Below are 12,649 nucleotides of genomic sequence, written 5' to 3' on the forward strand. Positions count from 1 at the left end.
ATTAGATGTCCAGTTGCTTCATCAAATCAGCAATATTTTTAGCATAAAAAACATCTTCATTTCTGTCGGTTTTATGAAAAGTTTCAAGCGTTTCCTTATTAGGTATTTTATTATTTTCAACGTAAATACGAATAAGATCACGTAAAATTTGAGATGCTGGACGGTGTTTTCTTTCAGCTATAGCCATAAATGCGTTTTTTAGATTTATATCTACTTTAGCTGCTATAAGTTCACTTTTTATACTCATAATATTTCCTCTTTAAAATTTTAATGATTATACATTGTATAACATAGTTAAACATAGTTTAACTTACAATTAATATCAATCTGTTTTTTACAGAAGAAATATCTAACTTTTCGTTATCCATTTTTTAAAGTGTGAGAAGTGATTCTCTAGCGCGTCTATAAAACGAAAGAAATCGATAACAAACATAAAGACAAAGAAGGCAATCCACTTCATGATGCGTGACATCATCTTTAAGCCTTGGTAGGTTTCTATCATCTCATGAAGAAGCCGTTGTTCTGTCTCTGAGAGTTCTTGTTTCTTCTTATTTCCCTTGCTACTCATTTTGCCAACCACATAAGCGTGCTCCCTGTTGATTATGTTTCAATATATCTCTTGCTAGGTTGGAACTGATGGTATTGACATCTTGCTTGTCTAAATAAATGGGCAACCAACCAACACAAGAAACTGTCCTATTTGCCCCGCATCCAACGAGACAAAGCAGAGCGCACACCAGCATCAGTTTTTTGATTAACTTCATTTTCCACCTCAAAACGGGTTGTTGCTGTCTTTAAAGCGCGCTCTGTTTGCTTTTGCTGCTCGCTTTTCTTGCCAAGATGAAAGGCTTTGGCTAATGCCATTAAAAAAACGGCTAAAGCCGCTAACAGAAGAGACAGATTTCTTTTGAACCCAAAAATCATAAGCGCTGTTCCCGAAAACGCTTGGCGACAATCACCAGTCCTGTACAAGCGGCTAAAACCATAATCCCTGCTAACGCCCACTGAATCGGTCCATTGCCTACTAAAAATCCCCCAAATCCTGAACAAGACCCTATAATCGGGGCTAGCGCTTCTACCTTGAAAAGTCCTCTTGCCTCTTTCGTTTCCACTCTTTGATAGTTTGAAGAAACATAAGACCCTTTCGCCCACAAACCGGCTTCCGCTGCTCGACGGTTGGCTAATCCCGCAAGAAGCTTTCCACCGACCTTATTCCATTTCTGTAATTCAACGGGAACAGCTTCATAATCCCCTTGATTAAGTTTTTTCAAAAGACTCGACTTGCAAAAGGCTGTTGTTCCTACGTTATAACAAAACGACACCAATGCTGCGAACTGGCAATCTGTTAACGAAACCGTAACCGCCTCCTCGACGGCTTTCTCAAATTGCTTTAAGTCTTCACAAAGAATTGCTTCTGCTCGCTCTTTCGTAATACGCATACCTTTTTTGACAAGCGGGTTACCAGCATTGCTGGTGTGACCATAACCAATGGTCCAGATACATGCCGTATCTCTATACGCTTCTAAACGTAATCCTTCCCATTGTTTGATTAGCTCCAAACCTTCTTTGGATATCTTTCTCATCCCATCCTCCATAAAAAAAGCCCCACTGATTTGGGGCTGGATTAAAATCTTCTTTGATGATCTTCTATTGGCTGTGCTCTTTGATCAATTGTTCCACTTCGTCAACGCGAAAGCCAAGTTGAAAGAGCGGTGCATATTCACTTTCCTGTAATTCATACTGACAACGCTTTGCTATAGAAGTACCGTCTAAATCAACCGGCGTTTCTGTTGTTAGACAAACCTTATGCGTGTCATCTTCTATCCCCTCTTCTCCTTCACTGAGTTCTTTAACAAAGACCCAATAAAAACGCGTTGATAAAAGCGTCTCTAGTCTTCTTACTGTTTCAACTTTGTCAAAGGAAAGCATGTTTAAATAATCTTGCTTCGTATTTAAGTGCTCTGGATAATCTATCATCTTCTCCTCCTCAAAAATGACGCGGACGGCTACAACCACGCGCACATAATTGTTCATTACCTCTAGCAGAAGATATGGTGGAGCGTGCAAAACATCCGCTATCTACACCATGGCTCCACCCTCCTCCTCCTGATAACCATCTCATTTCTAGCCTAGCCTGCCCCCTATTCGTTATTTGCATAGGAAACGTGCCCGATAAAAACTGCCAAACATAACCACAACCTTCCTCACAACCGATATGCGAGATCATACGACGATTGGCTGTATCAACGTGACCTCCTGAAGTCTTAGGAGAGGGTGCCTTCTTGCCCGTAATACTTGTTTTGTCATTACTTCCAGACATCGCAGATGCAAATTCCACATCACTTAGTAACGTTTTCTTGACACGCAACATATCTGCTACATGGTCTGTATAGATACGACCCGTTGTGATCGGAACATTATACGCAGAGCGGGTATTTTCACCCGTCCCTGACTGGAGATAAATATCAACCCAAAGATCTGTAGAGGGGTCGTAGACCATTCCCTCTGGTGAACTATAAGGGCGGTGATTTAAACACCAAACTGAATTGGGTAAAATATCCCCTGCCCTATAACCAGACAAGGGGTGACCAGAAATCGTACCAACATCCGCACAAAGCGTATGAAACCCTCCTATCTTGCGCGAATTATTAACGCTGTAACCGTTTGGATACGTAGAGTTTTCTGATACAACAATTTTATGAGAATCTCCCTCCGGTACCAAATAAAGATAATAATCCTTGCCCGCAGAAAGAGACGGCATGCTTATTCTGGCATCTACCGTATAACTTACAACCAAAATATCATGAGTTCGTGGCAAAGTTAAATAGGTTCCTTTTTTCACGGTTAATTGCGTTTTGCCTGTCGCAACAAGAAAAGGGGTGGAAATTGATAAAACCGTTAAATGAGACTGTTTTAGAAAAGTGTTTATCTTTTCTGCGAGATTTTTTGCTTGTGTGGCTACTGTATGAGCTGTTGTCGCTGTTTCCAGAGAACTCTTGATACCACTAAGCTCTTTCTTCATTGTATCGGCGGTTGTTTTGGCTTCTTCGGCTGTTCTTTTCGCTCTATCGGCGGTTTCCTTGGCTTTATCAGCTTCGCTCTTGGCTTGATAAGCTTTTGAATCTGCTGCTTCGGCTTTTTTCTTGGCTTCGTCTGCATATGTCCGCGCTAAACTTACGGGGGCTTTAAAATTCTCAACCACTTGATTGATATCGATAACCCTACTCACCGCAGACGAGGCTATTTTCTCTGCATTTTCTGCTATTGACCGCGCCTGTCCTGCTTCATGTTTTGCATAACCTGCTGTATCTTTTATAGCCTTTACCGCATCATTCGCCTCATCTGCCTTTGACCATGCTGTATTGGCTGTTTTCTTAGCTTCTTCAGCCGCTCTCTCCGCAGATTGGGCTATGGACTTCGCACTCTCCGCTAATTCCTGGGCTTTCCCTACTTCACCTTTAGCTTCATACGCGCGGTTATCGGCTTTCTCCGCTATCTTCTTGGCTTCTTCACCTGCCATTTCCGCTAAGCTTGCTGTAGTCCTAGCATTATCTGCCACTTCCTTCGCGTTGTAAGCTGTACTACTAGCATTATAAGCTATATTTTTTGCTGATTCTGCCTCACTACGGGCTTGTCGCGCATCATGTTCAGCGTAGCCTGCTTTTTCCTTGGCTTCATTAGCTATTTTTTGTGCTTCTCGCGCTTCTGTTTCTAAAGAATCTGCTTTTTTACCCGCTGTTTCTGCGGCTTTCTGTGCTTGTTCGGCTATATATTTTGCATTACCAGCTATTTCCTTGGCTTTGTCTACTTCACCCTTGGCTTGATAGGATTGTGAATCTGCTACTTCCGCTTTTTTCTTGGCTTCGTCTGCATATGTCCGCGCTAAACTTGCTATAGCCTTAGCGTTATCGGCTACTTCCTTCGCGTTGTTAGCTGTACTCCACCCTTGATGAGCTGTGTTGCCTGAATTTTCCGCTATCTTCTTGGCTTCGTCTGCATATGTCCGTGCTAAACTTGCTATAGTCTTAGCGTCACTTGCTACTTCCTGCGCTTTATTGGCATTACTCCATCCCTCATGAGCTGTACTTTTTGCCTTTTCTACCTCACTGCGCGCTTGTGCCGCCTCATGGTTAGCATAACCAGCTGTCTGTTTGGCTTCTTTTGCTATCTTTTCAGCTTCACCCGCTACTGTCTCTACCTGTGATGCCTTCTTTTGTGCACCATCGGCTACCTTCTTTGCCTCTTCGGCTGTCGACTTCGCACTACCTGCTACTTGTTTGACACCATCCAAAGCACCTTTCGTTTCTTCTGCTACCTTCTCTGCTGCTTCCGCTTTACTCTTTGCTACTATAGCTATACCCTTCAACGCCTCTGCATCAACCTGCCCAGACCTCTCTCCTAAACGCGCTGCTGCCTCTGCCGCTGCTTTGGCTTCAGAAGCTATTCGCGTTGCTTCGGTTGCACTCTGGTGCGCTTGCTCTGATTTTGTCTGCGCACTATCCGCAGAATTTTTCGCTTCCTCTGCTAAGTTCTTGGCTTCACCAGACTTCATTAATGCTTCTGAGCTTTGTTGGCTTATCTCCTCCCCCTTCTGCTTGGCTTCATTGGCGGTTGATAATGCCGTTTCCGCTAATCCTTTAACTGCTTCAAGGGTTTTATTCGATTCATCAAAAGCATTCTTATTGTCCTGAACAAGTTTCTTTGCCTCTTCTGATAATGTTTTAGCTTTCTCAGCACTCCCCTTCGCATCCATAGCTGTGTTAGACGCACTATCCGCCGTTGATTTCACTGCTCTAGCTTCACTGAGAGCTTGCTCTGATGTCTTTTGTGCCTCTCTAGATACCGTCGTCGCTTGTTCCGATAACCCTTTAGCGGTTTCAGAAATACCCTTTGCTTCTGAAGCTGTTTGCAATGCTTGTTCGCCTGCGCCTTTTGCCTCCTCTGATTTCTCCTTGGCTTCTCTTATCTCTGTTAAAGCTGTCTCTACTGACTTTTCTACTTGAGATACTGTTTTTGTAAGTTCTGTAACTGAATCCGTCGCCCGTTCCGATAACCCTTTTGCCTTTTCCGCCATATCCTTGGCATCATCAGCTGTCTGTTTGGCGCCAGCCGCCTTAAGACTGGCTTGCATGGCTACAGTCTTAACTTCATGACACGTTGCTACCGCCGTCGCGGATACTTGCGTCGTCTCTGTTGCCGTTTGTGAAGCTTCTCTTGCTGTTTGTTCTGCACGGGTTGCAATGGTCTTCGATTCATCAGCTAACCTCTTGGCTTCAGTCGATAAATGAACAGCATTCTCACTTGCCTGCTTGACCTCTTCAAAACTTTGCAATGCTGTAGCCAATGAACCTTTCGTACCATTGATTTCTCCTGAAGCTCTCTCAAAGCTTGCCTTTGCTTCTTCTGCCATGTGCTTGGCAGCTTCAGAGGCACTCTTGGCTCCTTCGGCTAATCCTTTAACTGTATCCACTGTATCTTTCGCAAGATTAGCCGTTGTCGTTGCTGCTGTAACCGCTTCACCCGTTTTTGTAACTTCGCTAAGCGCTTGCTCCGACACCCTCTTCGCTTCTTCGGCAACCTGTTGCGCTCCATTTGCACGTGCCATGGCTTTTTCAGACTCTTGACGTGCATTTACAACCTGTTCTAACGGCGCAAAGGTTTCATACGAATACAAAGATGCCGTTCCTAAAAGCTTCGGAACAACAACACTATCTTGCGATATCCCTTCTCTGATTTCCTCTTGTGTTGCTACCGGTATCAAATATTCATGACTATGATCGGGTATCTTCATCTGCTTTCCTCCTTACATCTTTCAGAGGGCTTCATCCAATGAACACTCTTTCAAGTCTTCAAACTCTTCTTTTAAAGACTCTAAGCGCTGCTCTAAATCTTTCAGCGAACCATCAAGCTCGCTTTTCAAAGCTGTTTTCAGTAAATCAAAAACACCATGAAGAGGGGCGTGCACCAAGCCTCCTCCCGAATACAAAACAACCCGTACTTGAGACGGGTCGCTAAGCTCTGATATGGCAAACGGTTTTAAGGTCATTTCAACTCCTCATGTCTTGATCCCATAAACGATACTCACATTAACGGGGCGCGTCTCAACGCCGCCAACACTCTCTGCCATAAGGTGATGTTCATGATGCGCTGTCATGACGCCCTCTTTGATCGGCGTCGAATAATATAAAAAGTTTGCAAAGGGGCTCCGGATAAACCAAGGCAAGCGGGGCGGCTTATCTTTTTCTGTGAACCAAAAGGGAGCCTCTACCTGTGGACTTCCGGCTATTTGGTCAAATTCTTGATTACAGCTTGCCAAGGCATCCCCGTCCAAGCCTAAACACTCTTCGTCTATAGCTCTCTTGCGCCTTCTCAAGGGCGCTTGAGAAGAAGAAACATCCCGTCTTTTTCGAGAAGAATGATCACCTGAAGATTCTGGACCAATAAAATGTTCATGCGCTTTCAAAGAGCAGCCTTGTTGACTTGCAAAAGAACGCCAAGGGTCTAAATGGCGTTCATAGTCCATACCCCTTAAAAACATCCCTCGAAAATCAGGAACATTAAACGTCGTAGCACCATCCCCTTGACCCCACGTCGTGCCTATCGCATCAAACAAGGCTCTATACGTTCTTCGCGAATAAGCACGCCCATCACAAGGTAACCAACCATCCGGCAAGCGTTCCATGGCAAAAGGACCAATTAAACCAGACGGTAAACGTTTTAAAGAAGAAACTTTTCCCCTTGTGGGATTGAGAATTTGCCAACCGGTTATATCTTCATCGTAAATAACGGTATAAAGACTGCCATCTTGGATTTCTCCTCCCGTTAAAGCTAATAAACCAGTGTCTGTTGCCTTATAAACGGGCTTGGCGGCTAAATTATTCAAAGCAATCGTGGTCGCCCCTACATTCTTCCCCTTCGCTCTAAAACAAATCGAGATGCCATTCTTATACTCTAAAAAATCAGAAGGGCTTTGAAGACGTATCGCACTCGTCTTTTGCGTATCATCAACGGTAACAAGCCCTTCAATCATACCCCCCGTATCATATAAATACTCACGCACCCTTTGCATCATCACACGGGCGCTGTTATTGACCGTATTCGGGTGCTGCCCCTCTGACCAATTCATAAGATTATCGGCTCCACCATTTTCGGATGCCGTTAAAGACCAATGATAAATCGTTGACATCGTAACCTCACGCCTTGATCGCAAACAGAACACTCACATTGACTGGACGTGTCTCGCCTTCCCCAGTGCTCTCCAAGACAACTTCTCCGCTATCATCAAGATTATAAGGACTTGCAATATAGCCCCCTAAATTCTCACGTTCTATACCCATAAAATTCGCAAGAGAGCCCCCTCCAAACAAGCCTAAACGATAACCCAAAACATCCGTCGTATTCCCATCCCAAAAGTTTTCGTTGCTAGTAAAATGGGGCATCGAAAGCGACTGCCCTTGATGTTGATGAGACTCGATTAAATCTGTTTGCACACTGGCAAAATCACGACCAGCATCAATATTACGCCCTCCATCAACTCCCCGTAAAAACATCCCTCTCAAATCCGGAACATTAAACGTTGTAACACCATCCCCTTCTCCCCAAACCGTTCCTATCGTTTCAAATAAATCACGATAATCATCACGCAAATAAGCCTTCCCATCGCAGATTAACCAATCTTTTGGGAGATCACGCATGCCAAACGTGCCTATGAAACCGGTAGGATAAAGACTGCTTTCTTCTTCTATGGGATGAGAGGTAGGATTAACAAGATGCCAACCCTCGCCACGAGACACCAATGTATAAATACACCCTTGTTGGATTTCCCCTCCCAACAAAGGACTAACCCCAAATTCCGTTGCTTTATAAACCCGCTTGCCATCTAAAGCATTAAGAAACATCGTGGTTGCTCCAACATTCCTACCCGTTGCCATAAAACGCAAAACAGTCCCATTCTTATACTCTAAAAATTGCGATTGGCTTTGAAGACGTATCGTGCTCGTTTGTTGAACATGATCATTGGTAACAATGCCTTCAAGCGCTCCACCCGTATCGGATAAATATTCCTTTACACGTTGCATCATCACACGGGCGCTCTTGTTTACACTGCTAGGATGCTGCCCCTCTGACCAATCAATTAAAGCATCACAACGCGTATTATCCGCCGCTCTAAGCGACCAATCATAAATCGTTGACATCTCTCATAAATCCTAATTCCGATAAAACGGTCCGTAAAATGCCCGCATGAATTGCGTCATTAAAGGGTTATCATCGGCATCATTCTCTTCTTCTAAAGTTTCTTCTTGTGATGCTAATAATGCCCTCAAAACCTCTAACATGTTGTCCCTATTGCCAAAGCTCCCCTGTGCTGTAGGGCTTGCTCTATAAGGCTGACCTCCATACATTTGTAACACACGGTTAACAAAATCACCTGCACGCATACCGCTGTTGCCACCATTCAAACCAACCGCATTGCTACCAACAATTTGCGCCGCATTGGCATGGGGATTTTGTAAAAGGCGCGCGGCGCCTCCTGCCCCTTGTTGATGGGCTAAATACAATTCCGCATCCGTAGGCGTTCTTCCCAAAACACGGCTTAAATGATTGCGATTGTCACGCGTAAATCTTCCCATGGCATCAGCTGCTTGCATGGGGTCAAAACGGTCTTGCAAACCATACTGCTTGGCTGTGCTGTCTATAAATTGATACAAACCACCCGCAGAAGAACGGGGATTCCTTGCATTCGGATTGCCGCCACTTTCCACTTGCGCAACACGGTACAAATAGCTTTCTGGTAAGCCATAACGTGCTGCTGCTTGACGTATCGCTTGATCAACTGAAGGACTATAACGGGTCATTAAACCTTACTCCTTATAAACCTTCCCGCTTCTCCCATCAGTGCCGAAAAAATGATATGTGCTGCCTTTTCAGTAAAAATTCCCCTTTTATGCCAATCTATGAACCTCTGTATCATTTGAGCAACTTCCTGCTGTTTCATACCTTTAACGCCAAAAGTTGCTAATTTCGCTATATCACGTTCAAGTATTTCTCTCTCTTTCTGAGGTAATTTTCTAATCGTATCAGATAAAATATTTTGAGTAATTTTTGCACCTGCACGTGCTGCACTAACTCCCCCGTACGGTAAATTGACACCTGTTAAATAATTAGGTTCAGGCGTTCCTTGAAACGGTTTTACTGCTCTTTGCGCCGCATCTTCATAGAACCTTTCACCCTCTACAGCTTTTCTAAACGCGTGAATATTTTTAGGATTTAAAGATCTGCTAAGATTATCAGACATGCTACCCGTTTGTAAAATATTTGAAAGGTTATTAATAGGGCGCGAACCTTTTAATAGATCATCAATATAGTCTCTCATCCCCACGCGATAAGTGTTCAGACCACTAGGCGTTGCGCCTTTACGAAGACCTTCTGCAATTCCCTCTCCAGAAACATCTCTCTGTGCAATGTTTTTGCCTTGGTTTATCGCTTCTTCAAAACCTTCATATTTTGCTACACTCCCACGTGCCGCTTTATAAGTAGGAGAAATCTGGTCCGCTATCTCTACTAAGTCTTTCTTAAGCGATTTATATACAAAAGCCATTTGGTTATCGCCCAAATTATAATACTTCTTGCTAAGGTAATCGAGAGACTTCTTAGTCTGATCTAATAACGCCATCGTAGGCTTATAATTAATGTGCCTGAATTCTCTCGAATAAAACATCTCTGGTTTTGCATTACGACGGTCTTTTTTTAAAACTTTAACCGCTCGCGCAACTGCTTCTTGGAATGCTTCATCTGCAAAAAGGTCATTAAGAGCTGCATAATGCTCTTTTCCTACTGGAGTACGATACACTTGTGCATAAATAGGTTGATATTCTTTTTCCCCTTGCTCTTGAAGGACCCTTTTTAAAACTTTCGTGTCTTGGAGAGGCGTAATGTTTTCATCTGCAGACTGACCAAGACGTTGAACTGCACCCTGCATTCGTCCCTCATGTGCTCCTTTCAAAAGTTTAGAAACGCGCGCATTTGTTCCCCCCATATTTGCAAGGGATACTTCTAAATTCGGACTAATATCTGTCAAAAATGCATGGCGTGGCGCAGAAGCAAGATGCTCCGTAACGTTCTCAACACCATCATCATATAATGTTTTTGCAACTTCCCTAACCGCTTTGGTCTGAACTTCCTTATGAGCAGGATTAAAACGTCCTCCTTTTATAAAGGGAACATGCTGCAATCCCCTGCCTATTTTTTTTGTTCCCCAAGAAGCAGCTGTACCAGCAAGAGAACCAACAGGACCAGCTACCGCCCCAATACCACCACCAGTTCCTGCCGATATAAGACGACCATAAAGCCCCTCTCCTGCTCCAGAGCCATGTAAAGCCCCAGAACCTGCTCCTAAAACTGCCGCCTTACCAAGATTTCCAAATGTTGATGCCGCAGAACCTATTCTTAAAAGTCCAAGCCCAGGGACAAATGAGAGTCCTGTTGGTACAAGAGAACCAGCAATATAACCAATAGAAGACCATATTGGATGTTTTTCTTCCAAGGCTTTTAGATAAGCACGTTCCTTAGCTACCCGTCTATTATAAATCTCCTCTGCTCGTTTATCGCCACTCCAATAATCCTTAAAACCCGCTTCATTCGCCGCTTGTATCTCATCACTATAACCTGCTGTCAAACCAGATGCACCATGACTCCTTAGTGCATCCCACCACGTAAGATCTTTATCATCAAATGAAAAATCATTTGCTGTAGTTGATTGATCTGATGTATTTTGCAATCCTTCAACAAAATTATTAGATAATTTCGCAATCTCATCAGGGTCTTCAACTACGCGGAAACGTGTTCCATTCTTAGCGTATACATATCGAGGAGAAGATGAAGAAGAACTGTTAGCATGTGATCTTATAATCTTTTCAATCTCAGTAGAATCTTCAACTATGCGAAAACGTGTCCCATTCTTAGCGTATACATATTGAGAATGAATCTTTCCAGAAGTCTTATAAGGGGCCATTCATATTACTCCTTAACCAGAAATTCACCACTGGAACTATCCCTAAAATAAGGTACGTTATCCTTAATAGACGCCTCTTCTAAACTCATCTTAGGTATATTTGCACTGCCTCCTTGTGACACCAACCCATTAGTAAAAGATTGAGAAAGACCTTTTTCACGTTTTTTTACTTCCAATCCATGTGATAACCTATAAATTTCTTCCTCATTCAATTCTTGGAAATGTCCAAGCATCTTCTTAATATTTGAAAGTGTTTTATATAATACTTCAGGCTTATCACTAATATCTAAAGTACCATAAGATGATACCAGCCACTTGCTTTCTGCCTCAGATAATGGACCAACACCTACACTTCCATTCTTACTTTGCTTTTTGATTGATGCAATCACTCGCTTAAAGACATCGCCTTGAATCTGAGTAAATAGATTTTTTAATGTTTTGGCATCAGACCCTGGGAAAATCTGAGCAATAGTACCACCCTTACCAGCAACCCAATCTGGATTATTCTCTATAAGTTTAATGGCATGATTAACTGCGCCCATAGCATTATCAATTTCTAATGCAACTTCCCCCGCATGCTGTCTCTTATTTATTTCCCACTCTTCTATTTCTTTTTTCTTCTGATTATACTCCAGTTCCTGTAGAGACCCTTTCAACGGTCTCGCTTCACGTTCACCTGTCTCCGGATTGGTATGCCATTGATACCCCAGAGGTAACTTAGAGTTATCACCACCTGTTAGCAATTCACTAAGCATTTGGGGGTTACTTGCCATAACCCGCGCTTCTTCTTCACTATATCCTTTAGACTTCAGATACTCGACGGTCTGGTTAACCTGTCCTCTTTGCTTATCACCTTCATTAAGACGCTTCACACCACTTGCAAGCGCATCCCATCCTGAATTTACTGTTGGGGGATCAGCCATCGAAGGTCTGATGATGCCAGACCACCAGATGGTGCTGCCGACATACCTGCAAAAAGATCTTGAAGTTTTTTATAAAAATCCGACTCGACAAACTTTTCAAAACCAGTTCGAGTATCTACTGGAGAAGTTTGTGACTGCGGTATTGGAGTTGCCTCTCCTATAGGCGTAAGTTGTTTAATCTCCTGTGCATTAGGGAGTGGTGGGTGATTACCTACACCAAGTGGTATTTGCGCTTCAGCTTCAGGAACCATATAGGGCTCTTTCTTCTCATGATAAATTCCATCTGGAATAATAGAGCCTACGTTAAGAGAAGAAAGTGAACCTGTGCTAAACGGTTGATTAATTGAAATCGCACTAGGAACAACGGGAACTTGATGTTGCTGTATTACTCTGTGCAACATATTCATTTGTTCAAATGGTCTCTCACCAATCTTTGGAATAACCATTCCTAACAACTTTCGACCATAGATCTCTTTATGCTTTTCACGCTCTCTTGCTTCTATCATTTCACGCTTTTGGCGTTCTCTTTCTTCTTGAACTGTAGACCATGTTCTTCTAGCACGTTGTACTGTAGGTGGGAGATGTGCACTATTTTGTATTAAACCATCTGCTCCTATTCTAGACATCCTAACTAAAGGATGCTCACCTTGATCAGGAGGAATAAAAAAACGCGAAAGGTTATTGAACCAAGAACTTTTTTCCATTTCTTTCTTTC

13 protein-coding genes are annotated in these 12,649 nt (G+C 43.1%); all 13 read right to left on the reverse strand.

The features are described 5' to 3' along the window. Window position 1: 1 nt before the first annotated feature. The 13 genes from D1093_RS07165 to D1093_RS07230 all read right to left on the reverse strand — a co-directional run bounded on the left by D1093_RS07165 (window position 2) and on the right by D1093_RS07230 (window position 12,638). A complete protein-coding gene (locus D1093_RS07165; protein ID WP_120101653.1) occupies window positions 2-247 on the reverse strand; it encodes a ribbon-helix-helix domain-containing protein in 246 nt (81 codons plus the stop codon). A gap of 102 nt (window positions 248-349) precedes the next feature. Next, entirely contained in the window at window positions 350-580 is a 231-nt protein-coding gene (locus D1093_RS07170) for a hypothetical protein (protein ID WP_120101655.1), read from the reverse strand. Window positions 581-696: 116 nt separating this feature from the next. Then, the gene (locus tag D1093_RS07180) at window positions 697-924 is read right to left on the reverse strand and encodes a hypothetical protein (RefSeq protein WP_120100703.1); all 228 of its coding nucleotides are present in this window, start codon (window positions 922-924) and stop codon (window positions 697-699) included. Beyond that, window positions 921-1,583, reverse strand: a complete 663-nt coding sequence (locus tag D1093_RS07185; RefSeq protein WP_120102310.1) for a lysozyme — start codon at window positions 1,581-1,583, stop codon at window positions 921-923. Before D1093_RS07185 ends, D1093_RS07180 begins: the two co-directional genes overlap by 4 nt. A 64-nt stretch (window positions 1,584-1,647) precedes the next feature. Continuing rightward, entirely contained in the window at window positions 1,648-1,977 is a 330-nt protein-coding gene (locus tag D1093_RS07190; RefSeq protein ID WP_120100701.1) for a hypothetical protein, read from the reverse strand. Between the two features lie 10 nt (window positions 1,978-1,987). Further along, entirely contained in the window at window positions 1,988-5,791 is a 3,804-nt protein-coding gene (locus D1093_RS07195; RefSeq protein WP_120101656.1) for an alanine-zipper protein, read from the reverse strand. A 21-nt stretch (window positions 5,792-5,812) separates the two neighbouring features. Further along, complete coding sequence (locus D1093_RS07200; RefSeq protein WP_120101658.1) at window positions 5,813-6,046, reverse strand: hypothetical protein; 234 nt, start codon at window positions 6,044-6,046, stop codon at window positions 5,813-5,815. Window positions 6,047-6,055: 9 nt separating this feature from the next. Further along, window positions 6,056-7,186 carry a phage tail protein gene (locus D1093_RS07205; protein WP_120101659.1) on the reverse strand — a complete coding sequence of 377 codons (1,131 nt, stop codon included), beginning with the start codon at window positions 7,184-7,186 and terminating at the stop codon, window positions 6,056-6,058. Window positions 7,187-7,193: 7 nt separating this feature from the next. Continuing rightward, complete coding sequence (locus D1093_RS07210) at window positions 7,194-8,195, reverse strand: phage tail protein (protein ID WP_120101661.1); 1,002 nt, start codon at window positions 8,193-8,195, stop codon at window positions 7,194-7,196. A gap of 12 nt (window positions 8,196-8,207) precedes the next feature. Beyond that, window positions 8,208-8,855, reverse strand: coding sequence for a transglycosylase SLT domain-containing protein (locus tag D1093_RS07215; RefSeq protein WP_120101663.1), 648 nt, complete (start codon window positions 8,853-8,855; stop codon window positions 8,208-8,210). Next, window positions 8,855-11,011, reverse strand: a complete 2,157-nt coding sequence (locus D1093_RS07220; protein ID WP_120101664.1) for a glycine zipper family protein — start codon at window positions 11,009-11,011, stop codon at window positions 8,855-8,857. The genes D1093_RS07215 and D1093_RS07220 overlap by 1 nt, the downstream gene beginning before the upstream one ends. Window positions 11,012-11,016: 5 nt before the next feature. Next, window positions 11,017-11,934 carry a hypothetical protein gene (locus tag D1093_RS07225; RefSeq protein ID WP_120101666.1) on the reverse strand — a complete coding sequence of 306 codons (918 nt, stop codon included), beginning with the start codon at window positions 11,932-11,934 and terminating at the stop codon, window positions 11,017-11,019. Continuing rightward, window positions 11,913-12,638, reverse strand: a complete 726-nt coding sequence (locus tag D1093_RS07230) for a hypothetical protein (protein ID WP_120101668.1) — start codon at window positions 12,636-12,638, stop codon at window positions 11,913-11,915. The genes D1093_RS07225 and D1093_RS07230 overlap by 22 nt, the downstream gene beginning before the upstream one ends. Window positions 12,639-12,649: the final 11 nt, after the last annotated feature.

This window comes from Bartonella kosoyi, assembly GCF_003606325.2.
Classification (GTDB): Bacteria; Pseudomonadota; Alphaproteobacteria; order Rhizobiales; family Rhizobiaceae; genus Bartonella; species Bartonella kosoyi.

Excerpts from the sequence above, each read along its gene's own strand:
- D1093_RS07200 (WP_120101658.1), bottom strand. The coding sequence starts at position 6,046 with ATGACCTTAAAACCGTTTGCCATATCAGAGCTTAGCGACCCGTCTCAA.
- D1093_RS07180 (WP_120100703.1), bottom strand. The coding sequence starts at position 924 with ATGATTTTTGGGTTCAAAAGAAATCTGTCTCTTCTGTTAGCGGCTTTA.
- D1093_RS07220 (WP_120101664.1), bottom strand. The coding sequence starts at position 11,011 with ATGGCCCCTTATAAGACTTCTGGAAAGATTCATTCTCAATATGTATAC.
- D1093_RS07185 (WP_120102310.1), bottom strand. The coding sequence starts at position 1,583 with ATGAGAAAGATATCCAAAGAAGGTTTGGAGCTAATCAAACAATGGGAA.
- D1093_RS07225 (WP_120101666.1), bottom strand. The coding sequence starts at position 11,934 with ATGGCTGATCCCCCAACAGTAAATTCAGGATGGGATGCGCTTGCAAGT.
- D1093_RS07210 (WP_120101661.1), bottom strand. The coding sequence starts at position 8,195 with ATGTCAACGATTTATGATTGGTCGCTTAGAGCGGCGGATAATACGCGT.
- D1093_RS07165 (WP_120101653.1), bottom strand. The coding sequence starts at position 247 with ATGAGTATAAAAAGTGAACTTATAGCAGCTAAAGTAGATATAAATCTA.
- D1093_RS07190 (WP_120100701.1), bottom strand. The coding sequence starts at position 1,977 with ATGATAGATTATCCAGAGCACTTAAATACGAAGCAAGATTATTTAAAC.
- D1093_RS07215 (WP_120101663.1), bottom strand. The coding sequence starts at position 8,855 with ATGACCCGTTATAGTCCTTCAGTTGATCAAGCGATACGTCAAGCAGCA.
- D1093_RS07205 (WP_120101659.1), bottom strand. The coding sequence starts at position 7,186 with ATGTCAACGATTTATCATTGGTCTTTAACGGCATCCGAAAATGGTGGA.
- D1093_RS07230 (WP_120101668.1), bottom strand. The coding sequence starts at position 12,638 with ATGGAAAAAAGTTCTTGGTTCAATAACCTTTCGCGTTTTTTTATTCCT.
- D1093_RS07195 (WP_120101656.1), bottom strand. The coding sequence starts at position 5,791 with ATGAAGATACCCGATCATAGTCATGAATATTTGATACCGGTAGCAACA.